The sequence below is a fragment of the Levilactobacillus mulengensis genome (assembly GCF_003946045.1).
In the GTDB taxonomy this organism is placed as follows: Bacteria; Bacillota; Bacilli; order Lactobacillales; family Lactobacillaceae; genus Levilactobacillus; species Levilactobacillus mulengensis.
The window spans coordinates 22,711-43,596 of sequence record NZ_RHNW01000019.1 but is presented as its reverse complement, the minus strand read 5'-3'; the positions used below and the strand labels follow the sequence as shown (position 1 = coordinate 43,596).

At 46.9% G+C, this 20,886-nt stretch carries 26 protein-coding genes; all 26 read right to left on the bottom strand.

Annotation, left to right across the window (positions count from 1 at the left end):
* Window positions 1-19 precede the first annotated feature (19 nt).
* The 26 genes from EKM84_RS14245 to EKM84_RS12690 all read right to left on the bottom strand — a co-directional run bounded on the left by EKM84_RS14245 (window position 20) and on the right by EKM84_RS12690 (window position 20,884).
* A complete protein-coding gene (locus EKM84_RS14245) occupies window positions 20-190 on the bottom strand; it encodes a CD1375 family protein (protein WP_011667838.1) in 171 nt (56 codons plus the stop codon).
* Between the two features lie 14 nt (window positions 191-204).
* Entirely contained in the window at window positions 205-336 is a 132-nt protein-coding gene (locus EKM84_RS14460) for a CD1375 family protein (RefSeq protein ID WP_251948884.1), read from the bottom strand.
* A 12-nt stretch (window positions 337-348) separates the two neighbouring features.
* On the bottom strand, window positions 349-801 hold the full coding sequence (locus EKM84_RS12800; RefSeq protein ID WP_125766096.1) for a hypothetical protein: 453 nt from the start codon (window positions 799-801) through the stop codon (window positions 349-351).
* Between the two features lie 12 nt (window positions 802-813).
* Window positions 814-2,409, bottom strand: coding sequence for a lipocalin/fatty acid-binding family protein (locus tag EKM84_RS12795; RefSeq protein WP_125766095.1), 1,596 nt, complete (start codon window positions 2,407-2,409; stop codon window positions 814-816).
* A gap of 2 nt (window positions 2,410-2,411) precedes the next feature.
* Entirely contained in the window at window positions 2,412-3,071 is a 660-nt protein-coding gene (locus tag EKM84_RS12790) for a hypothetical protein (RefSeq protein WP_125766094.1), read from the bottom strand.
* Window positions 3,061-4,239, bottom strand: a complete 1,179-nt coding sequence (locus EKM84_RS12785; RefSeq protein ID WP_125766093.1) for a baseplate J/gp47 family protein — start codon at window positions 4,237-4,239, stop codon at window positions 3,061-3,063. The genes EKM84_RS12790 and EKM84_RS12785 overlap by 11 nt, the downstream gene beginning before the upstream one ends.
* Window positions 4,226-4,624 (bottom strand): GPW/gp25 family protein, encoded by a 399-nt coding sequence (locus tag EKM84_RS12780; RefSeq protein ID WP_125766092.1) that lies wholly within the window; start codon window positions 4,622-4,624, stop codon window positions 4,226-4,228. The genes EKM84_RS12785 and EKM84_RS12780 overlap by 14 nt, the downstream gene beginning before the upstream one ends.
* On the bottom strand, window positions 4,624-4,968 hold the full coding sequence (locus tag EKM84_RS12775) for a hypothetical protein (protein ID WP_043022744.1): 345 nt from the start codon (window positions 4,966-4,968) through the stop codon (window positions 4,624-4,626). Before EKM84_RS12775 ends, EKM84_RS12780 begins: the two co-directional genes overlap by 1 nt.
* Window positions 4,968-6,209, bottom strand: coding sequence for a hypothetical protein (locus EKM84_RS12770; RefSeq protein ID WP_164511405.1), 1,242 nt, complete (start codon window positions 6,207-6,209; stop codon window positions 4,968-4,970). Before EKM84_RS12770 ends, EKM84_RS12775 begins: the two co-directional genes overlap by 1 nt.
* On the bottom strand, window positions 6,199-6,591 hold the full coding sequence (locus EKM84_RS12765; protein WP_041815494.1) for a phage baseplate plug family protein: 393 nt from the start codon (window positions 6,589-6,591) through the stop codon (window positions 6,199-6,201). The genes EKM84_RS12770 and EKM84_RS12765 overlap by 11 nt, the downstream gene beginning before the upstream one ends.
* An 11-nt stretch (window positions 6,592-6,602) precedes the next feature.
* A complete protein-coding gene (locus EKM84_RS12760) occupies window positions 6,603-7,250 on the bottom strand; it encodes a LysM peptidoglycan-binding domain-containing protein (RefSeq protein WP_125766090.1) in 648 nt (215 codons plus the stop codon).
* Complete coding sequence (locus EKM84_RS12755; protein ID WP_125766089.1) at window positions 7,250-13,015, bottom strand: phage tail tape measure protein; 5,766 nt, start codon at window positions 13,013-13,015, stop codon at window positions 7,250-7,252. Before EKM84_RS12755 ends, EKM84_RS12760 begins: the two co-directional genes overlap by 1 nt.
* Window positions 13,016-13,029: 14 nt before the next feature.
* Window positions 13,030-13,194: a hypothetical protein gene (locus EKM84_RS14240; RefSeq protein ID WP_164511404.1), complete on the bottom strand. Its 165-nt coding sequence runs from the start codon at window positions 13,192-13,194 to the stop codon at window positions 13,030-13,032.
* Between the two features lie 16 nt (window positions 13,195-13,210).
* Entirely contained in the window at window positions 13,211-13,585 is a 375-nt protein-coding gene (locus EKM84_RS12750; RefSeq protein ID WP_125766088.1) for a hypothetical protein, read from the bottom strand.
* Between the two features lie 70 nt (window positions 13,586-13,655).
* The gene (locus EKM84_RS12745; RefSeq protein ID WP_087612853.1) at window positions 13,656-14,054 is read right to left on the bottom strand and encodes a hypothetical protein; all 399 of its coding nucleotides are present in this window, start codon (window positions 14,052-14,054) and stop codon (window positions 13,656-13,658) included.
* 14 nt (window positions 14,055-14,068) lie between these two features.
* A complete protein-coding gene (locus EKM84_RS12740) occupies window positions 14,069-15,106 on the bottom strand; it encodes a DUF3383 family protein (protein ID WP_125766087.1) in 1,038 nt (345 codons plus the stop codon).
* A 12-nt stretch (window positions 15,107-15,118) separates the two neighbouring features.
* The gene (locus tag EKM84_RS12735; protein WP_125766086.1) at window positions 15,119-15,589 is read right to left on the bottom strand and encodes a phage neck terminator protein; all 471 of its coding nucleotides are present in this window, start codon (window positions 15,587-15,589) and stop codon (window positions 15,119-15,121) included.
* A complete protein-coding gene (locus EKM84_RS12730; protein WP_125766085.1) occupies window positions 15,582-15,956 on the bottom strand; it encodes a hypothetical protein in 375 nt (124 codons plus the stop codon). The genes EKM84_RS12735 and EKM84_RS12730 overlap by 8 nt, the downstream gene beginning before the upstream one ends.
* Window positions 15,956-16,555 (bottom strand): hypothetical protein, encoded by a 600-nt coding sequence (locus tag EKM84_RS12725; RefSeq protein WP_225418205.1) that lies wholly within the window; start codon window positions 16,553-16,555, stop codon window positions 15,956-15,958. Before EKM84_RS12725 ends, EKM84_RS12730 begins: the two co-directional genes overlap by 1 nt.
* Window positions 16,555-16,881, bottom strand: coding sequence for a DUF4054 domain-containing protein (locus EKM84_RS12720; protein ID WP_125766083.1), 327 nt, complete (start codon window positions 16,879-16,881; stop codon window positions 16,555-16,557). The genes EKM84_RS12725 and EKM84_RS12720 overlap by 1 nt, the downstream gene beginning before the upstream one ends.
* Before the next feature lie 11 nt (window positions 16,882-16,892).
* Window positions 16,893-17,255: a hypothetical protein gene (locus EKM84_RS12715; RefSeq protein ID WP_015474101.1), complete on the bottom strand. Its 363-nt coding sequence runs from the start codon at window positions 17,253-17,255 to the stop codon at window positions 16,893-16,895.
* Between the two features lie 10 nt (window positions 17,256-17,265).
* Complete coding sequence (locus EKM84_RS12710) at window positions 17,266-18,144, bottom strand: DUF2184 domain-containing protein (protein ID WP_125766082.1); 879 nt, start codon at window positions 18,142-18,144, stop codon at window positions 17,266-17,268.
* A 14-nt stretch (window positions 18,145-18,158) separates the two neighbouring features.
* Window positions 18,159-18,623 carry a structural cement protein Gp24 gene (locus EKM84_RS12705; RefSeq protein WP_042750533.1) on the bottom strand — a complete coding sequence of 155 codons (465 nt, stop codon included), beginning with the start codon at window positions 18,621-18,623 and terminating at the stop codon, window positions 18,159-18,161.
* Window positions 18,624-18,637: 14 nt separating this feature from the next.
* Window positions 18,638-19,753 (bottom strand): DUF2213 domain-containing protein, encoded by a 1,116-nt coding sequence (locus tag EKM84_RS12700; protein WP_125766081.1) that lies wholly within the window; start codon window positions 19,751-19,753, stop codon window positions 18,638-18,640.
* An 11-nt stretch (window positions 19,754-19,764) separates the two neighbouring features.
* Entirely contained in the window at window positions 19,765-20,034 is a 270-nt protein-coding gene (locus EKM84_RS12695) for a LysM peptidoglycan-binding domain-containing protein (protein ID WP_164511403.1), read from the bottom strand.
* Between the two features lie 22 nt (window positions 20,035-20,056).
* Window positions 20,057-20,884: a phage head morphogenesis protein gene (locus tag EKM84_RS12690; protein WP_125766079.1), complete on the bottom strand. Its 828-nt coding sequence runs from the start codon at window positions 20,882-20,884 to the stop codon at window positions 20,057-20,059.
* Window positions 20,885-20,886: the final 2 nt, after the last annotated feature.

Below are 20,886 nucleotides of genomic sequence, written 5' to 3'. Positions count from 1 at the left end.
AAAGCACCAATCATCAATCCTAAGCCACAGGCGTAGAAGATGAGTCGGTGCTGGTAGAGTTTTTTGCGGAGCCAAGGACATTCTTCACATCGTCCTGCAAGTAAGCTGGGACTTCTTCAATAGTACGACCACCGTCCAAAACGTTGGCGGCATAGATAGCGGCTAAAGCTGAAAATTTAAAGTTTAACATAATTGATTATCTCCTTATTTGTTTGATTGTAGTTGAGTCAAAGCCGCTTGGGTGTCAGACCGAAACGGGACTGGTACGGCTTCAATAGTCCGTGTGCCATCAATAATTGCTTGCGCGTAAATCTGTGCCAATGCAGAATATTCCATTTCCATCACCTCCTAGGATTCACTCGCTGCTGAACTGGCTGGAGCCGCTGAACTTGTTGCAGTTGAGTCAGCGCCAGTCGTGGTGCTAGCCGGTGATAGTTGTGAAGACAAGTAATCGACAGCTTCCATCAACCCTTGCTGCGTTAACTCATTGGCTGACTCAAGGCTTTTATTTTCAGTTTGCAATGACTCAATGTTTTTCGTCTGTTGCTCAATTTGCTCACCCTGCTGGTCAATCAATCCTTGCAGATAGTCGATATCCAAGTTGGGTAAGTTACCCGGAGCTGTGACTTTTTGCGAATCATCATCCTTGAATGCGTACATCCACCAGTAGCGAGTGAAATATTGAATCGAGGTGGTCGGGATATTCACCGCTCGTAAGCCATCTGCTGGCTCAAGCACGGGTGTGGTATCCTTATCTGGAAACTGGTTATCTGAATCTGGTTTTACGTAATAAATTGGCATTTTGAATCCTCCTTAATCTGGTTGGATTGATCTAACTGTTGTATATGGAGCGCCGCCATCGATTGCCATAGACGAAAAACACACATCAAAAGCAGAACCTCTATAAGACGACCCATTTCTGGATAGCTTTGTATTATATAGTCTGCCAGAAACATTATCATTGTAGTGATCCATATTGTCTAAACCCATCATTTTAGAATCAGTTGCTATCCAATGAAAACCTTCTGGCAAAGTGAATAGCGCTCCAGTCCACGAAGCACCGTCTTTTAGTGTTGCTTTCTTGTTACCCACTATCATCGTAGTTCTATCATCTGGATTGTATTTCATAAGAATCGGACCTCCCACAAACCTATCGGGTAATTTGATTTCATGCCACATCTTTAGCTGAAGGCTTTTCAAATCGTCGCTGGTAGCGACTGATTTACCTCCGTTCACAGTGAGATTGGTGAAATCAACAGGTTCAGAAACAACCCCAGTGTTAGGGTTGCGGGCAATCGTATTATTGGCAAGTGCGACATCTTGACCATTCTGCTGGAGTTTTGCGGTAAAGTTGGCATCTTGGCTAAGTCTAGCTAAATCAGACGGTAAACTGCTTGCGAGAAGTAACGGATTGTTGTTGACCGTTGGGACAGTGTCAAAGTTGTTAGCACCAGATAGGTGAGCTACTTTGGAATCATCCGCAGGTGTGATAGTTAGCTTATCTTGCTTGGCATTAACTTCCTCAATCCCTGCAACAGCACTGGCTGGTTTACGCATATCAGCGGTATGGACAACTTTTGAATCGTCAGCAGGTGTGTAACCAATTTTATCTTGTTTGGCGTTAACTTCTTCAATTCCCGCTACATCGCTAGCAGGCTTACGCATATCTGCTGTATGGACAACCGTACTATCGTCAGCTTTGCCACTAATCTTCGCGTCCGCGTATGCCTTCGCCGATGTGAGTGTTTCCGCGTCACCATCGGATACATCCTTGGTGGTCGCGATCGTATTACCAGCACCATCCACCGCACCCTTTTCCAGCGTGACGGATTCCTTGAAATCCGCCGGCTTGCTACCATCGATGACGGTGGCAGGGATAAGGCTTTTTACATCGTCCATTTTGACGTAATCGGCCAAGGTCACCTTCAATTCCTCGTTGGTCACTGCACCAGCTGGGTTGATTGATAGGTCGACGTTACTGGATTGACCCACTACAGTTTCCAGATCAATTCCTAAAGCCGACCCCATTGCATCTTGATGGATATAAACGGGATCTTTTAACACGGTGACACTGTACAGCACCTCCTTACCATCGCCATCGACAGCGAACAATCCAACCGAATTCATTTGATAATCATTTGGTGCTTTTGTTTGGTCGATTGCGATATTTACATCCACCGTGCTGTCATTGATGACTGTCACGGTATTAATGTCAGCCGTTTGCTGAACGTTATCCAGCGACGTTAGGACTTGTAGCTCGGTAACCGACTGATTAAAAAGATTAGTGGTACTGATTTCTGCTTTGGTAAATTTTGCCGTCGTCTTATTGGCGATAAGCCGTGCGGCTATTGACTGGGCGGCAGTCGTGAAGATAGTCGTTGCACTTCTCTGTTCGTCATTACTTGCCACTATTACCCCTCCTTTGCTTTAATCGTTTGTCTAATTTTGGTGACACTAGCTAGCCCTGCTTGTCCTTGCATTGAGATATGGCGGTCCTGCGCGACGTTCATAGTTGACCGAATGTTCTGGTGAACCATAGTATAAGAGGTCATATAGAGATTACTTTTGACTGTCGTTCTAAATTGAATTGTTGCCACTCTGGTCGGTGCTGCAACGGATGCTCGGACCTGGTCAAGCAGCATCGCTTCCTTCTCCTGCGAATCAATGTATATTGCTGGGACATTCAAGACCTCAATGGCCATTGGTTCACCAGTTACGTTCCAAAGAGGGCGTACCCAAAATTCGTGTGGGTCCGCAGAGAGGATTACCGAGACGACATCATAAATCTGGTTGATGGTCCCATCGGTATGACGTCGCGCAAGACGTGCGTAAATCATTCGCCGATAGAAGTCGTCATCCATCTGTCCTCGATAAACTCCAATGAGGTTACCTATTCTGTCTAGGAATCCGCCCTCAGCAGTGTCTAGTGACCGCATTTTCAACAGCATATCCAATCGCTTCTCACCAGCACCTATCGGCTGTTCGACCAACTGCATCATCTTCCAATTGTTCGACCCAGTAGACCGATCAAAAGATGGCGGTAAGCCCTTAATTGTTGGATCAATTTGCATTAGTTACCACCTCGATATTGCCCGGAGCATAAGTTGCTGACTCAAAGGTCTCTAGCTGGATATCGGACGCTGCTAAAGTATCAGTTGTGCGCCCAATCTTGATCTCCGCATCAGTCACGCCGACCACTCCATAAACCAAAGTGTAGAGATAAGTAAAACGCACCTTATCTCCCATCGTTAGAGAGTTAAGATACGTTTTGATGTTGGCTTTAATTTGGTCAATTCCATCTGTCTCAAATAAGGTACTATCAGTATCAAGCGTGACCGTCATAAAGATTGGCACGCCTGTTGGACGGTCAAAGTGAATCTCTTGCGGGTGCCCGCCACGGTCCAGCACCTTGCAAACCGTTGACCCTACTGTCTGAGTCCCACCAGCAAGAGTATCGCTAATAGCTTGAGCTACATCACCATCGATGCCACCTGCAACATAGACGTGAATTGATTTTGGTGGGTCACTATTTTTGTCAACTTCATTGGTATCATTGACGTTGACCTCCACTTGATCGACTCCGGCCACGTTAGCCACTGATGATCTGATTCCGTCACGAGTAGCCCCCGAAAGTGATTCTTCGAAGACTTTTACCCGGTCCTTAAAAGTCTCATCATCCTCGGTAGTCATACCACCAGTCGCTGCCACCGGATTAGTGACCGAAGTAATCTCTTCAACTGGCATGGTTTGCTTAGTAATCGTACCTGCTGCGACATTCGCATCAGCTGACTCATCCATAGAGACAGCAATGCCGGAACCATTGCCATCGGCATCCAAAATAACTGCATCTTCAAGTATGAAGGTTTGTCCATCTTCGGTCTCAAACATCTCATCAGCATCAATCACAGCTCCTGCTTTTCCGATGAAAGTTAACGACACGTAAGCTGGTTGTGATTTATTTCGGGTTAGTCCGAGTAAGGCAACAACCTTATCTAAGGTAATCCCTGTTGCGGTATCGAAAAACCACGAGTCCCAAACGTTCCCAATAGTTTGCTCGTACTTAGCAAATCGGTGAGCCACGATACGGATAAAACTACCTAAGATAGACTTTTCAGCCGTCCCGATATTAGAACCCATCAGACTACCAGCAAGCTCAAATAGGTCAATTTGAATTGCATCCTCTGGCTCCGCTACATAACCTTGCGGCGTTAGTCCGTACTCAGCATCAGTTTCCGCCATCAATCGTCACCTCCTGTTCTATTTCCTCTTGATCATCTTCAATACCTGTTTGGTTCATATCAACGGTCATTTTCAAATTTACTGACAAAATTCGCGTTTTATGGTCCAAATTAAAAGTGGTATCTGTGATGGCTACCACTCGGGGTTCCTGCTCCAAAATTGCATCCTCAAAATCAGCTTGGGCAAAGGCTTCATTAAAGTCTTCACCGATAAGATTTTCATAGTCCATTCCCAAATCGGGTTCTAGTGGTGCGTCCCCCAGCTGATTACTGATGATGGTGCGAATTCCTTGAGCCAACTCCTCTTTACCAATAACTGTCTGCATCTCGCCATTTTCGATGACTAAATCGCCGTTCTCATCTTGTTTTAAATCTCGTAGTTCCATTAAAACACCGCCTCGATAAAAGCATCGTTCAAGCTATGCAAACGGTCTGAAGCGTTTGAAATATCCCCTGTATCGCCTACATCTGCTTCTGAAACGTCGCGATCAAAGAAGCCCACACTAACGCTGACATCCTTTTTGACATCGTCTCGAGCATGTTTAGGAATTCGTACACTCAGAATCATCCCTCGCTTATCGCCATCAGACGCAAGGTCTTGTGGTTGTACGGTGCAGGTATGATCCGACTCTACCGAAACCACTCGACAAAGTAGGTGGACATGTGTCTCACGCTTTACTTTTCGTGCAAAGAAACGAAAAAATTTTAGTTCTGGTCTTTTGTTTGCCATTACTTCAGCACCCCCGTTGTTAGGAAGGACGACCCATCATAAGCGTGCTCACCGTTATCGACGACCATCGTACGATTAAGATTTCGACTCTTAACCTTGATCACCGCATCAGTCGTTATTCGATGCTGCAGTAGACAACTAAAACTCCAAGATTCACCATCGTCATCTTCACTGTAGGCAGGCTCATCAGTGAGTCCGGTTTCGTTTGAGAGTAAGAACTCAGCAGGCTTGGTTGCTGTACTATTCTTCTTGGCCCCTCCGGCTTTTCGTAAAGCTTTTTCAGCCTTAGCCAGCAACTTTTTAGCGTCGATCCATGCATCCTTGGCATCCTTGACCTCTTTGGTCCGGTTGGTGTATGACTCAACAGCATTCTTGTGAGATTTCAAGCTTCCAACCTCACTGATACGCTTTTGCCAGTGCGCGATTGCTTTTTTAGCCGCCTCTTTACCACTCTTAGTCTTAGCCTTCTTCATCCGTCCCTGAGCGGCAGACAAATTTTTCTTGTAAAGCTCTCGGTCCTTAGAGATTGTAGCTGTCGTAGACGACCGATACTTAGCTGCCGTCCCCTGCTGTTTCAACTTGGTCAGATAGTGGTTATGAGCCGACCGGACTGCAGTACGCCGTGTCCGTACGATTTTCTGCAAGTCACTGGCACTGGTGTCATAGACTACACAGTATTTTCCACGCACAATTCGGAGAACCGAGCCGCATTTCTTAGCGATAGACTCAATCAGTTCCAACGGCTGACCATCAGCCGTATAGCCCCTTTTAAATTTCTTTGGAATCTGTAACTTGATGGATTTCAGCGGAATACCAGACTTTTTGGCAATCGTCTTGATAACTTGTTCAGCATCCGATTGTTTCTTAAAGGTGATTGAAACATCTTTCTTTTTTGAGTAGTCGGCGCCCTGGATGAAGGTAAAGCCGAACTGCGAGTCAACCCCGGACCATAGCAGAGGCGGAATTTTGTTGATGTTACCCTCCGTCAGAACTCCAACATCACCTTTATATCCTGCGTAAAGTGTGACGTGCTCTCCTTTTTTAAAAAGAGCCCGTGTCTTCTTAGATAGGTTCATGATGGTCACTGTCGCAACATCTGGTGTGGGCTCGCTAGAAAATGGCACACTAAACTGAATCTCTAGTAAGTGATTCAGCCGATTGATATTTTCAAGCGTCACTTTTTCCTTACCTGTATCCAGAACCAACTTGACTCGCCGATCCACTTGATACTTAGCTGCCATCATCATCACCCCCATCTTCGCCAATTCCAACATAGTCATCGCTACTAAGATCATCTGTTGGGTCAATATCATCGATCATCAAGAACACTGTCCGCCCAAAAGTCTCAGCATTGACGGCTGTGGCTTGTCCGGACTCATCCATTGGTACCAAGTCAACCGCTGGCAGCCGGTCATCATTGACATAGGCCCATAGTCGGTGATTCAACACCAATTTTTCACCCAAAATGATTGGGTTGAGGTCCTCGTCGTATAAATCGACCGTAAAAAAATCACCAACAGCGTTGTAGGACACTCCAAAGTTGAAGGTGATATCTGCTAATTCAATTTCAAAAATTTCCGGCAAATCATCAACATCTATCGGAATATAGTCGCGTTGCGACATCACCACTCACCTCACTTAACCCTAATCCGGACGCCAATTGGTATCTTGCGATCCGGGTACTTGTTCCACTTACGCAACGTTGCAATTGACGTCCCAAAGCTCTGATGGAAACCCCAGTAAGTATCACCGGCCTTAGTCTTACGATAAGTGCCCTTAGTCTGAGCAGACTTGGTACTACCAGTAGGTTTCTTATTACCGTTACTTTTTTTACCCTTCTTTTTGATTCGGGAAGTCTTAGCAAAATGTACAAACTTCAAGCTCATTGTTGCTTCAATTGTCGAAGTGTACTTTTCGCCATGACGGGTTAAGTCCTCAATTTGAAGGTGTTTGTAGTAGACAACAGCACCCTTAAAAACCACTTGTGTGCCATCGAACCGCCACTTATTCAACTTGGACCAAACCTTATTGGCCTTAGCCATCGTATCTTCTTGAATCAAGATTGAAAGGGTGATTGTCTTACTTGTTGGCCGCGAATGATCAGTGATAGGTTCGCCCTTCTCAATCGCATACTGAGTTACCTCTGAAGCAGAATCATCATCCTCAGTCTTAGCGTGAATGCCGATTCGTTGAGACACTTTATTCTTTCCGTATTCGTGCATATATGCACCAAAAAACTCGGAAGTCCCATCCCGAGTTCGCTTGTATACAGGTTTTACCATTAAGCTCCTCCTAACAGGTCTTGTAGCTGTTCAAAGCTTTCGCCCATCGCTTCCTTGACCCACTTCAAAATTTGTTGTTTTGTAACATTGCCACCAGCGTCACCCTTGATGTTGATGTTAATCGTTGGGTGAAAATCAATCTTGGGTTTACTACTGTGTCGTGAATTTGAAGGAATGGATTGGTTTGCAATCTGCTTCGATTTCTCGTGTGGATAAATGGTCCCGGCTGAGTCTGGCTTGAAGAGTTCTGGCCCCTTCTCACCAACAATTGACCATTCACCAACCTTTGGACGTCCGCCTTTGGCATAGCCTCTTGCGGCGACACGAGAAAACATTGAAGATCCACGACCATATCTCCGTGCAGCATAGCGAATCCCTGCAAGCAGATCATCATACCCATTAAAGATATCGTCGTGTCCTTTAAATTTGGCCCCATTAAAGGTCATTCGCTTAGTTTGGACAAGTCCTAAGGCTGGCCCAGAACCATCACCGTCTGGGTCTCTTCCAGGCTGCTTAGCTTTAGGGTTACCACCAGATTCACGTTTGATAACCTGCAACCAAGCTGAAATTTGAGAATCGCTAGCAGAAAAATGATTAGCCTTTAGAGCCTTAACAACCGCAGACTTCCAGCGACCAACGCCAGATCCTCCGGGGTTGCCTATAGAACCACCGGCTGAGTCATTTTGAAGGTTCTTAGAAATCCAAGCTAACGCTGACTTGCCAATCTCTTGCTTGAAGAGCTTTTCAACGCCAGCATCCTTAGACTTACTCTTCTCCACACCAGAGCTCTTGCCATGCATCTTGGTGACATCGTACCAGCCACTAGTAGACAGCATGTTCTTCTTCAGCGGATTTCCTTTAGTAACACCGATATGAACGTGAGAACCAGAGCCTGTACCGACCAGCTTTCCTAGCGTCGCAATACGCTGTCCCGTTTTTATCGTGTCACCAATGCCAACTTTAATATTACCCATGCCACCGAATTCCTGATAAATTTCTTGAAAGCCATCATCACTTTTAACAATGATGACCTTACCTAAGTCAGGAATTCCAACGCCACCAATTCTCGAAACAGTTCCACCATGAATGGCTCTGATAGCTGATCCCAATGGTCCACTGAAATCAACACCATCATGAGCGGCACCAGCACCATAGTACTGGGCACGAGAGGTTCCAAACCCATCCTTCTTAGTGAGACCAGGTGAGTGGGCCCAGTTGCCACCAGCTCCACTGCCACCATTAATTGCATCATTGATGACATTCCAACCAGCCTTGTACCAATTAGGGCCAACAGAATCCGTTGCCCCCTTGGCCGTAGTGGCCAACCCACGTTTCAGGTCAGACCCCTTAGACTTAGTCGTCTTGTCATCAAAGTCACGTTTCCAAGCAGCGTCTGGGTTCTTATGATTCTTAGAAGCCAGACTGATCAGCTTGTCATCAGACGCACCAGTCCCCTTCTTGAAGTGTGGTAGGTATGGTTTAGCATTCTCAACCTGTGATCCGTTGAAGACTTCATCACCCTTTTTCAGGGGCGTAATGACATCCTTACCAATAGGCTTCAAAAGTTGACTGCCACGGGCCACTAGTTCTTGTCGAGGGCCACTCGTTGCGTCGTTAAGGACAGCCAATTGATCACTAGCGATTGGACCCTTAGACCCAGTTGCATAGTGAATTGGCTTCAAAACAGACTTGTTCCCACCAAACTGTGCCAATGTGGTATCAATGCTACTGATACCCGAATTCATTGATGAAATTGCACCGGCCATTCCGTCATGGGCTTGGCCTTTTAACTTGCCAAAAATGGACCCAAAATCGCTAACTAGGTCCGTTGTGACGCTGTTAAACTGCTTGTGCATTGACTTCAGTGAGGCAACCGTATCATCTTTGACGTCGTCAAACTTCTTGACCGCCTGCTTATGCAGTTTCGTGGTCTCAGATTCCGCATCAGTGCGAGTATCATGCCACAATGAGGCGTTCTTCTTGTTGAGCCGTTTCAGCGATGAAGCAGACTTCTTAGACATGTCACCATAGTTCTTGGTGACTGATTTCGACATCTTTTTAGATTCCGAAATTGAGTCCTTAGAGGTCTTCTTGCTCAGTCCCGGCATAGTGGACCAACTACCGGCTGCAAAGCTAGTTAACTGGGTCGTGCCAGCAGCAAAGTTAGGGAGTCGTTGTCCAAAGGAACCTCGCACCATCTTGGTAACATCTGCGTGGTTGTAGATACGATCACCTGACCGTACCTGTAGAAGTTGCGCACCCTTAGCACCCACAACGCTGAATTGCTTCCCGCGTTGTAAGACCTCGGAGCCATTTTCCCCAACCATTGCCATACCGGTCTTACGGATTGATCCACCAACAGCAAAGCCGGTATTAAGCTTAGGCGCAGTACGGAAAGTAGCCTTAGACTTGGTAGCTGCCGGATGTTTCTTCCCGGCATCCATATTTCTAAGTGTCTTATTCTGTGCTGCTGCACCTTTGGCGGTACTCTTACTTACCTTGTCAATCTCATTGGATGTTAGATGGTCCATATCAGGCCATTTAATTCCCGTGAGAATTGAATTAATACTGTCCACCATTGACTGAAATAGCCCAACAGCCTGTCCGGTCTCTTGGTCAACTTGTTTCAAGTGTCCTTTGGTCTGAGCACGTGCTTCGCGAACGACCTTCTCGTGCTCATCCTGTGCGGCAGCAACAGTCTTATCACGACGATCTTTGGCAGCACCAACTGATTTGTCACGTGTTTTTTCGGCCTTTTCCTTGATAGCCTCATACTGCTTCTTAGATAGGGTCCCCGTGACATACCGTTCATGATCGGCCGCCGACATAACGGCTTTGTACTTCTTATCTGCTGCCGATTTAGACTTGGTATAGGTGGTGTTAGCATTTTTTATCGTACTCCGCATGGCCTTGTACGATGATTGAACTACTGCAGCTCCCTGCTTAGCAGACAGTTTTTTGGTACTGTCGCTGAGCTTTCCCAGAATAACCTTCTGCTTAGCACTGCCTTGAGACATCAGTGAAGCAATTTTGGCATTAGCGTTGGCAACGGCCCTTTGACGACCCTTACCACCGTTAGCCTCAGATTTCGTAACTTCGGATATGGCCTTTTTTGCTGAAGCTTCGCGCTTTGAATTGGACTTTTTCTCGCTATCAAGAATCGACTTCTCTTGTTTCTTAGTCATTAACCCGTTTTTCACGAGTGTGTCTAAGCTACTAGCAGATTCGCGAACACGAGTACGGCCATATTCCTTAACGCTCTTGCTAAGCCCTGAGTAGGTCTTAGCATTTTGAGCTAGTAGGGACTTGGACTCTGACTTACTCCCAGATTCAGTTGCCTGAATTAATCGGGCGCGACCTTGGTTGAATGTCTGGCTAACATCAGCCATGGCTTTCTTAGCGTAACTAGGTAATTTATCGTACGGACTTTTTGTGTCCTTTTTCTTAAAACTACCCACAGATAAGCCAGAAATATCATTACCAGCACCGGAACCGTAAGGATTAGTTCGTAGCGTTTGGTGACTCGCTGAGCCACTCTTTTTAGCGCTGGCATCGTAACTATGAATATTTTTGTGTTCTGTCTTATTTACTTGTTTAACAATGGGACTATCAGCAATTGCATTGCCTATGGCCCCACCAACAGCTGCACCAATTGTGGCAACAAGTGGATTTCCACCACTTAGAGCGGCCGCAACTCCACCGCCGACTGCGGAACCAGCGCCGTGCCATAACTCCTTGCCGCCTTGCTTGCTATCAACACCAGAATGAATTGCTTTAACAACATCGCTACCAACACTTAAACCAATACCAGCATAAGCAAGTTTAGAGACTAAACTAGAAGCAGATAGTTTCCCAACTTTGCCGGTAGTTGCCGAAGAGACCGAGCTTGCGGCACTAGCCGCTCCTTCGGATTCTGCCAATGCTGTTGAGGACGCAGCTAATACATCTTGAGATACAGCCAATCCTTTAATGAGTTTGGCCGTCTTGATAGCCGCGCTACCTAGCGTTGTGATAACACTAACAACTTTCGCTGCCGGTGCCAATGCAGCAACCGTTATGGCAGTCCACGTCAGCATGGTCTTTTGTGACTTATCGAGTTTGCCGAACTTCTCCAGCAAGCCACCCATACCAATTGCCAGCTTAGTAATCGATGGAAGGACCGTTTGTGCAAAAGTGATAGCTAATCCTGACGCAGCCTGCTTAAATTTGTTGATTTGGTTCTGAGCAGACTGCATGTTTTTGGCCGACAGTTTGCCGGTATAGTCATTCTTAGCTGAATCCTTGACCTTCTCGTTTAACTTGCCAAGCTGATCAGCATTCTCAGCTAAGATGGCTCCAGCTTGTTGCCCTGTTGCCCCAAACAGATTATGAAATACGGAAGCTTTTTCCGTTGCTCCTAGCTTGGCACTATGCTTTTGAATTAGGCTAAAAGTGTCAGCCATAGACTTCATATCACCATTTTTCTTGGTGAAATCTTTGGTTGAAAGTCCTAATTTATCAAGCGCACCTTGTGCTGCTTTTGAAGGCGACTGTAAACTGGTCAGCGTCTTACGTAACCCAGTCCCAGCTTTATCAGCTTCAAGACCATTGTTAGATAAAATACCGATTGCACTGGCAGTTTCGGACAGACTTAATCCAGCTTGCTTAGCGCTGACACCAGAATAACTAAGAGCGATCCCCATCGAATGGAAGTCCGTAGCCGTCAAATCGGCGGCATATGCCATCTCATTGGTGACCTTTTTAGTGTTTCGGATCATGCCAGAAGTTGAATTTGCCCGCATCCCAAAGGACTCTAAGGCTGCTGTTGAATCATGCACAACGTCTGAGAAACTGTCCCCAGAAGCTACAGATGCCTTTAGCATGGACTTCATAGAACCAAGAGACTGCTCAGAGGTGTAACCACGCTTGGTTAGCTCTTGATACCCCTCAGCAATTGACTTTTGGGACTTGCCATACTGGATAGAGTATTTAGCACCATCAGCCTGCATTTGCTTAGTGGCCTTAAGTGAAGTTCTGGCACTCTCACCGCCGGTCGTCAGCAAGTTATTGGTGACCTTATACTCATGCTGAAGCTCAATGGCCTTCTTAGCTCCATAGACAAACGCTGCACCGACACCTAGACTCAATGCCTTGGTCTTATCATAAACACGGTTAGCAGACTCAGACGCCGTCTTCATGGACTTCTGTGCCCGATTGAATCCGTTGAGTTCGTTAGAAGTCTTAGCCATCTGTAGGCCCAGATCATTAACACGCTTTCGCTGTGCCTGATAGGCCTCTGAAGTTGAGCCACTAGCTGTCTTTACACGCTGAAGCTGAGTTACCTCTTTGCCGTACTGAGTCTGTAGGCTCGCGTATGTACCGCGCAGTGATCGAATATGGTCACTGTTGGCAGCATGTGCATGACCTTGGACCTTCAGCATCTCCGTATAGGAAGCGTCAGCCTTTTTGGTTAGCTCAATAGTACGTTGAGAGGATTTAAGAGCCGTCTCGTATTCCTTGACCTGCTCTTTAAGCTTGGCCCTATCTTGCGCAGACTCTCGATCCTGTCGTCCAGAATTGCGTTGGGCCTCGGTATAAGACTTGGTAGCTGATGTAGACTCTCGCTGAGCAGCTGCTGAAGCTCGTTGACTGGCTGAGAAACTGGCACTTGCCGTTGTTGCCGACTTAGTTGCCGTTTCTAGTGTTTTGACGCTACCTTCCGCAGACCGTAGTCCACTATCATCCACTTTCCAGTCGATATCGATTGTCGTGTGCTTGATTGCCATACTTTTTTACCTCGCTATTCTTCTGGGTCCATTCCTTGCATCAACTCAAATTTTTTATCGGCTTGATAGTTAAACATTTCTAGTTCATCAAAGGTCGCCAACTCAACCTCTTCGCGCGTAGCAATCCCCATCTCAACCGGCCACTCATACTGCCGATTATTCCGATAGGCAAGCTCCAATTGCATTCCTTTTCGATTACTTTTGCAACCATTTGCCAAGAAACCGATCAGCTTCGTCCATGACCTCACCATAGCCGTCATGTTCGTCCCAGTAATCCCAATCCGTCTTAGGTTCCACAATTACCGTTTTCATAAGGCCTTCATTGTACGTGGTATTATCAATAACTCCGTTCCCCAGGCGCGCAAAGTCTACGAGGTTATGGGCCTTCTTTAAACCAGGGAAAAAGAACGTGTAGTCTTTGGGGCCATCGTAATCATCAACCGTGATGGTTTCAGTCTTACCCATTCGCTTAAGCGGCATCCGTTCCACTTCATCACGCTTTTGCCGCGCCTTCGCAACCTCACTAGTTGCCTTAGTGTCTTGCGATACAGTTTTCTTTGCTACAGTCATTTGTAATCACCCTTTATATAAATTTTTGGTACAAAAAACGCTCAGGGAGTCGAACCCTAAGCGTCTAGTTTTATTCGTTCATTTCATCGTTGTAGTCAATGCACAAGATTACCCATGCTTTAACGCCGGTCTTGGTCCCCGCACCAAATGATGGTACCTTTTGGATTTTGGCCTGATTCGAGTAAACCCGTTCGTGTGGCGTCGTAACACTCAACGTAAATTCTTTATGAGCATTAGCGAGAGCCATCAACTTAAGGTTTGCTGGTGAACCAGCAGACAAGTTAATCGTGATAGTTCCATGAATATCATTATTTGTACTAAAAACACCCCAGCCTTGAGCATCAACATCATAATCTTCGGTGTTGTTGGCTCGTTCACCGGAGACCATATCGCCGGGCTGATACCCGTACATCGGTTCATTATCAGCAATGACCTTGACATCAGTTGCATCGTAATTCCATTTAGCCATTATTTATCACCCCTTTAGTATGGAAAATCGAGAGTCCCGCCGACCTTCATGCCATGCACAGCATCCGCAGGCGTGTAAGACCAGTGAATCCCGTTGTATTGACGATTCTTGATGTCCTCAACAGACAGGTCGGCATACTTATCAGCCGTAACTGAATAGTCCGCTGCCTTAGTTGTGGCATTGTAAGCAATAATCCCGTTGGCATAGGCTGTAGAGAGAACCTTCTCAACAACTGCTTGAAGTTGAGCAAATCCAAGATCATCGAAAGTGATCTTATCTTGCGTGTTCAACAAGTCTTGGAGTGCTGACTCAATATTGACCTTGACCCAATCACTACCATGCAGAACATCGATCCAGTCTCCGGAAGCTGTCCAGCCATTAGAGCTAACGGCCTTAGTCCCCTTGACTACATAGCAAATACCATGAGCCGCCTCAATTGCTGCATACTCGGGATAAGATAAGTCGTCAGTTTCAACACCTACTAAATCGCCCTTGCCTTTCCACGTCACGGAACCGACCGTCTGGTTAGCTACTCGACCTAAAAAGGCCACTGGAAAGTTATCCGTCGTGGCCTTATGAATGAGGTTAATGGTCCGCTTATTGGTGTAAGCCTTCGCTGCGTCAGGCGTGGGGAACTCCGCAACTAAGAACTTAAAGTTCTGTTCTTCGATGTAGTTGCTAAGTTCCAGCTGATCCGCGTCATTGTCACCGATAACAACGGCAAAATGCCAAACGCTAAAGAAGTAAGCCGCAGCGGCGGCGGAAATTCCACCCGTTGTTGCCTTGGTTTCCGTGTCGGTTGTAGATTCTGTGTAGGTGATCACTTCGATAGTGGTCCCCGCGTTCGGTTGTGCGTAGTAAGCAGCTGCTACCTTGTAGATATCAGTGCCTTCTGCGTAATCAATTTCTAAGGCGTCCAGACTTGAATAAACTTGATCATTCTGGGCATCTCCCTTAATAAAAAGACCCGGGACCCCTAACCCAACAGGGATTACCGGGTGGTTGACATCGATCGTAACAGTGATGTCACCAATCTTCGTAGCTACAGTCATTTAGCTACCTCCTTAATTTGTATTGTCTAAGTTAATCTTATCGATGGTTGGAATATCTTCATGGAAGCCATCCACTACTCGAAGGTGTAAATCAAACCCAACGCGCCGTTCATAATTGACGGACTGAAAAACGCTTCGGTTGTCGAAAGAATCAACATCGGCAATGACGATATCGTGATCCGTTCGAAGTTTGCGACGCACGTTATCAGATTTGAGATTCTTAAAGAGCTTCATAGCGAGGTATTGAGCCTTAATGCTGTTGTCACTACAGCAAGTCATTGAGACCGTCAAATCGAACATCTCGCCGTTATTCATTTGCTCCATGTCCTTGATGTAAGGCGTAGTGATCTTATAAGTGAAGAAAGGGTAAGCGCGTTGCGGCCCAGAAAAATCCTGTTCAACTAGGTCACATCCCACTAAAGACTTAACTTCATCTATTAGAACGTCGGCTAGTTCTCCATACTCAAAAGAACCGTCAGTCATGGTTACTTGCCCCCTTCAGGTCGTACTCGTGCACGTCAGAGTAATCCGTATAATCCCGCTCGTGGTCAACAACGTATTTTCGACCGGTCCGCTTATTTTCAACAACTGTTCCCTTAGCGGCCTCCATCGTTGAATACCAAACAGCATCGTAAGATTGCGTCTCCCCACCCGCGTTATGCTGAACCTCCATGCTGTACAGTGATGTCTTGGATGGCACCACCAGTGGCTCACTGACCTCAACTGGTGGCGATTCAGGGTCCTTAACCCAAGTTCCATGCTCTAAGTGACCACCCTCGCCATTGGCAGGTAGATACACTAGCAGTGGGATTCCAAATTCCACTAGCATGTCGGCAAACTCTTCATACATCAGACGTTCACCACCTTATATCTCACAGCATCAATAAGATGACCTGTATCTTCCAGTGGTGAGTTAGAACCTTTACGAGCAATAGTTATGGGGGAATTGGCAGGTGATTCAATGGAGCGTATTTTTTGCACGATACTCCGTTGAATGCGATTACCTAAAGATTCCATGATTTTTCTAGCTGTAATACCGCTATCACCCATCCCCAGCTCGATAACTTGATCAACAAGATACTCAACCCAATCATCAACATTTTCATCAAAAGTCGACCGAATGAAGGAACGCTCTGGGATATGAACTTTCTTTGCCAGATAGAACATCGGGATAAGTCCACCTTTACCATCACTGACAGCAAGAATATTTTTGTCCTTTGGTCGAAAAAGGCCCTCAATGTCTTGAGCCTTGGCTCCTTTGGGTGCATTTTCGGTGGGAATTGTCAGCCATTTACCATTCTTCGGCTCAATATCAGCACCGTATTCGTTTGCAGACGCAATCATTTGCATAAACGACCCGTCATCACCAAATATCCCAACCTGCAACTGTAGATGACTTAACTCTGCCATCTCCCGTTCGACATCTGGGATTCTGTCAAAATCTTCCATCAAATCACCACAATTCTGAGGGGGCCACCATCACCGAACTGGCTCAACAAGTATTTGTACCGGTCGGCCCAAGCGTTGACACCCTTGAAATATTGCTTCTTCAAATCCCCAACTTGCTTCAGAGAAACACGATCATCCTCACGACTGATCAGGCTTGCTGCTAGATAACGGCATGCTTGCTCCTGATACTGTGCGGGGAAGCCGCGGTTCTGAACCTCGGTCCAAGCGTCATCAATCGCGAGTTGAATAGTATCATCGCTTACCTTCGATAAATCCGACCGAATCAATCGAACATTCTGGATGGTGCTCTTATCCGCTTCATCCACTTAGACCACCTCTATTCATCTTCTGGGGTCTTCAATTCAGCAATCCGAGCCTTCAACGTGTCCACCATCTTCTTACGACCGGCACCGCGTTGTTCATCGGCTAACCACTTGGTCAGTGTCTCAACCGATACGGTGTCAGCAATTTCAGGCAGCGCTTGGTCAAGGGTCATGTCAGTAACGCTTTGCACGTCCTTGCCACCTTTACCTTCAACAGCAGATAAGGTGCCCTTTTCAATTAAAAAAGCATTCAACTTGTTCGACTTGATAGCCGCGTTGAATGCTTCGGATTGCTTCTTGGTGAGTTGGTTAGAACCGGGGACCAGTTGCACCCCACCAACGTTGTGAATGAATTTACCCTTATTTTTAACTAACATGGCGTCCTCCTTAAATTCCTGACAGCTTAACGATGGCGTACGGCGTCTTGATTACCAGGCCACCGGTCCGTTCATCATAAGGCACAATCGTGTTAGGATAGTGCGCTTCTTGTGGGAACTGCGTGACGTCACGAGGGAGCAAAAAACCGCCAGTCTGTGCCGTGGAATCAAAGATCATCGCACATTCTGAGTTATCCAACCCCTTACCAACTAAAGCAGAGGTTGTTTCGATGGAATTAAACCAGCCGGCGGCCTTGATGACTTCCAGAATGGTACGAGAGTCGTAGTCACTGTAGCGTGAGTTCAAGGACTCATACTGAGCTGGTGCTAAGACTAGCTTCAACCGTGCTTGATTGAACCCTGGAATTACAGTGATTAAGGACTTAGCCTTACGCAAAGTCTCTTGCATCTCTGCCCCAGTAGATTCTGAAAACTTCTTGTCAGCGTTCATTGCCTGAATACCTTCAAGGTTTGTCAGACCAGTGATACCAACCTTTGATTCCCCGTTGAAGATGATGTCATTTTCCTTTTCAGAGATTGCCCGGCGGACCGTTTCAGCTTTATCCGTTTGAAGCGGTTGTCCGGCCATTTGAGCGGCAAATACTTCCTGATACGTGAAGTGAATACCAGCGGCAATGGTGTAGATTGGCTGATAAGATCGCTTAACGTCTTCGTCGACCATTGGCAAATCATCGGCCCCGTTGGCAATAACCTTGGCAGCACCGTGCCGGGTCATCAGGCTGTACCCGTAGGTCTCTGCCCCGGGATTTACCCCCGGAATTGTCGGAAACAGTGACCGACCAATCAATTCTTCTTGTGGTGCCTTAAGCACCGTCTTTTCCATCGCGATTAAGTCGCGATTTTCAATCATCGCTAATTCTTGTGGCATCTACTGTCGCCTCCTTATGGCAAGTTAATTTGAAGTTGGGCCGTTGAGCCCGCAGTGGCGTCGTCGGCAACAAACTTACCCGCCGTCTTAAACGTCCCCACAATCGTGTCAGCGCCTGCGGCTGGCTTGAAGTTCCCAGTCGTTCCGTCAACAGCAGCTGGTTGACCTTCCGTAACATCGGCCGTGATGGCAACGTTGATGGTCCCCTTACGCAAAACAGGAACCATTTGCTTAGCCTTGTACTTAGACGTTTGTGGTGAATCATCCAAGTTATCGACGTAGTCCTTGGCTACTGCAACGCCATAGAACTTACCATCACTAACGGTCGTAACAGCCCCCGAACTCATTTGAACGGCGGCCCCGGCAGCTACTACTCCTGCAGCAACCGCTGAGTCAACTTCTGTATGCCGAATGTCGGCAATCTTGCCCAACCCAATGTTGGGGTCCATGTACATTTGTGGTCGTGGAATTAATCCCATGAGTTATCCCTCCTTTACTTGTAGGCGTTGGCTCGGTCGCCTTTGAGCTTATCTACCGAGTCAGTTTCGTTTTGATTCCCACCTTGGCCACCCAACGTGTGAGTGAACCCTTTCTTATCTGCCAAGGAAACCGCAGAATCGTAGAATGCATTGATATAGTCGTCGGACTTGTCCTTCTCATCGAAGGAATCATTGGTGGTCTTGATAGCAGCTACCTTAACTTCCCGGTCGGTCTTCCCCTTGAAGTCGAAGCTATCACCAACAAAACGAGCTGCGCTAGTCTGAAGTGCAAGCCGTGCGTCAATGCGCTTGTCTAAGGTGTCTTGGTCAAGTTGCTTATCTTGAGCATCCTTAAGCTGAGTCTTCAAGGCATCCCGTTCACCCTTGAGTGAGTCGGCTTCCTTCTTAGAGCTTGCTGCTTCATCATTCGCCCCATTCAATTGCTTCTTTAGCTTTGCAAGTTCAGCCTCTTTAGCGGCCACTTGCTTCTTTAAGTCGTCGTGGGCATCTGCAACATGCTGGTCCACTTCGAACTGTTGGCTATCGATGATTAAATTCGCCATGTGTTTTCCTCCTGTATTTGTATCGCTATCGCCCATAACAAAGGCCGCACTGTCATGGATTGAGATTCCATGACCTGCGCGGCCTCTATCTACGATAGCAATATGATTAATTTTGATATTGCGCTGAGCGGCGTCATACTGGGCTCCGCCGTACTCCCCGGACTCCGTGGGAACATCGGCATTGAAGCCAATAGAAAGTTCCCGCTTACCCGACTTAACCTGAGCAATCATGTCTGGGTCTGTAATGGTCGCCCCAACTACCAGCTTATTGTCCTCAACGTGGGCGTCACTGTCGGTCATCCCTACAGATAATGTCTTGAAGTTCCGCACATCGACACCCACGTTTGGGTGGTCATTAGTCAATGGCTTATTGTTGGCAGATTCGATGGTTTCCTTTGAGAAAACCTCATCAGGGAGCTTCGCCACCATCGACAAGCCATCCCCATTTTGACCATTGGGGCGTAAGTATGGGAAAACACCCGGTCTTGTGATGGGAAACTCCCCATGTAAGTAACCTTCGGGCGTTTCAGTATACTTGCCAAGCTCAGCACGATCATAAAATTTCATGCAATCACCTCCTATGGCAATTGCAGAACCTTACCGGGCTTAACCGAGTAGTTCTTCAAGCCATTAATATTTACAAGTGTGTCCAGTGAAATACCAGCATCAGTGGCAACCCGCCATAGCTTGTCGCCTTCTTTTAAGGTCACGGTTTTGACCGTACTCTTAGGCTCAGTTGCTGGTGCTGCTGGTGTCGTACTCGAAGCATACATGCTAGTAGCGATTTTAGAGCTAGGTGTTGCAGAGCTTGACGTACTTGCGGCACTAGATGAATTTGTATCTGCCATACTTTCACCTCCCTTCGTTTCGTTATTCTTCTGAGTCATCTAATTCGTCATCAAAAACCGGATCACCAGTACAACGGCACCCATAATCTTCTCCGGGTAGCAAGTCAGCCGTGTCGTAGTTGTAGATAATGCCTTCACGTGCCACATGACTGGCACGTTCACGCTCGTCCATCATTCCACGCCATTGAAAGTGGTTAATTCCAGCTGATTGGTGCCTAGTACGGGTCATCTGACTGTAGATGGTCCCGGACTGGTCCCGGGCAATGAAAGCGGCGCGATTGCGACTCATCTTGCCTTGGTGACGGATTGCTTCCGCCATCTCACCATAAGACTGCCCCTTTGTGACGCCACGGTAGATAATCTGCTCAATCTTCGTCGCATAATCATCGCGGATACCCTTGATGTAACTGGCATTTTCGGCAATCTTACCTTTGACGTAGCCGTCAAGCTGCGCATCCCCTGCGACTGGATTAATTGCCATGATTACTGGCTTACCACTAGGAAGCAACGTTGCATGCTTCACCAACTCGTGAGCCTGAATCTGTGACGACACGTTGGCACGATTACTGGTGTTGATAGCCGACATAAACCGCTCAACCATTTGCTTCGCGTCAGTATCTGTAAAAGAACCAAGAATCAGCTCCTTTAACCGGTCAATTAGGGATTCAACCCAGTCGATCATGTCGTCGTTGTAAAGCGAGTCGTTGACAGTTCCTCGGTCAATTACTGGCTTGACCTCTGACTTAAGCAACAGTAGTGTAGTGCTCTCAACTTGGCCTACAGCCTTACCGACAGTATGTGCGTATGATTTCTCAATTCTTAGTGGATAACGCGTGTGTGGCACTCTCATGG

Bases quoted from the DNA above. Each gene is read 5' to 3' on its own strand.
- EKM84_RS14245 (WP_011667838.1), bottom strand. From the start codon at position 190: ATGTTAAACTTTAAATTTTCAGCTTTAGCCGCTATCTATGCCGCCAAC.
- EKM84_RS14460 (WP_251948884.1), bottom strand. From the start codon at position 336: ATGGAATATTCTGCATTGGCACAGATTTACGCGCAAGCAATTATTGAT.
- EKM84_RS12800 (WP_125766096.1), bottom strand. From the start codon at position 801: ATGCCAATTTATTACGTAAAACCAGATTCAGATAACCAGTTTCCAGAT.
- EKM84_RS12790 (WP_125766094.1), bottom strand. From the start codon at position 3,071: ATGCAAATTGATCCAACAATTAAGGGCTTACCGCCATCTTTTGATCGG.
- EKM84_RS12785 (WP_125766093.1), bottom strand. From the start codon at position 4,239: ATGGCGGAAACTGATGCTGAGTACGGACTAACGCCGCAAGGTTATGTA.
- EKM84_RS12780 (WP_125766092.1), bottom strand. From the start codon at position 4,624: ATGGAACTACGAGATTTAAAACAAGATGAGAACGGCGATTTAGTCATC.
- EKM84_RS12775 (WP_043022744.1), bottom strand. From the start codon at position 4,968: ATGGCAAACAAAAGACCAGAACTAAAATTTTTTCGTTTCTTTGCACGA.
- EKM84_RS12770 (WP_164511405.1), bottom strand. From the start codon at position 6,209: ATGGCAGCTAAGTATCAAGTGGATCGGCGAGTCAAGTTGGTTCTGGAT.
- EKM84_RS12765 (WP_041815494.1), bottom strand. From the start codon at position 6,591: ATGTCGCAACGCGACTATATTCCGATAGATGTTGATGATTTGCCGGAA.
- EKM84_RS12760 (WP_125766090.1), bottom strand. From the start codon at position 7,250: ATGGTAAAACCTGTATACAAGCGAACTCGGGATGGGACTTCCGAGTTT.
- EKM84_RS12755 (WP_125766089.1), bottom strand. From the start codon at position 13,015: ATGGCAATCAAGCACACGACAATCGATATCGACTGGAAAGTGGATGAT.
- EKM84_RS12750 (WP_125766088.1), bottom strand. From the start codon at position 13,585: ATGACTGTAGCAAAGAAAACTGTATCGCAAGACACTAAGGCAACTAGT.
- EKM84_RS12745 (WP_087612853.1), bottom strand. From the start codon at position 14,054: ATGGCTAAATGGAATTACGATGCAACTGATGTCAAGGTCATTGCTGAT.
- EKM84_RS12740 (WP_125766087.1), bottom strand. From the start codon at position 15,106: ATGACTGTAGCTACGAAGATTGGTGACATCACTGTTACGATCGATGTC.
- EKM84_RS12735 (WP_125766086.1), bottom strand. From the start codon at position 15,589: ATGACTGACGGTTCTTTTGAGTATGGAGAACTAGCCGACGTTCTAATA.
- EKM84_RS12730 (WP_125766085.1), bottom strand. From the start codon at position 15,956: ATGTATGAAGAGTTTGCCGACATGCTAGTGGAATTTGGAATCCCACTG.
- EKM84_RS12725 (WP_225418205.1), bottom strand. From the start codon at position 16,555: ATGGAAGATTTTGACAGAATCCCAGATGTCGAACGGGAGATGGCAGAG.
- EKM84_RS12715 (WP_015474101.1), bottom strand. From the start codon at position 17,255: ATGTTAGTTAAAAATAAGGGTAAATTCATTCACAACGTTGGTGGGGTG.
- EKM84_RS12710 (WP_125766082.1), bottom strand. From the start codon at position 18,144: ATGCCACAAGAATTAGCGATGATTGAAAATCGCGACTTAATCGCGATG.
- EKM84_RS12705 (WP_042750533.1), bottom strand. From the start codon at position 18,623: ATGGGATTAATTCCACGACCACAAATGTACATGGACCCCAACATTGGG.
- EKM84_RS12700 (WP_125766081.1), bottom strand. From the start codon at position 19,753: ATGAAATTTTATGATCGTGCTGAGCTTGGCAAGTATACTGAAACGCCC.
- EKM84_RS12695 (WP_164511403.1), bottom strand. From the start codon at position 20,034: ATGGCAGATACAAATTCATCTAGTGCCGCAAGTACGTCAAGCTCTGCA.
- EKM84_RS12690 (WP_125766079.1), bottom strand. From the start codon at position 20,884: ATGAGAGTGCCACACACGCGTTATCCACTAAGAATTGAGAAATCATAC.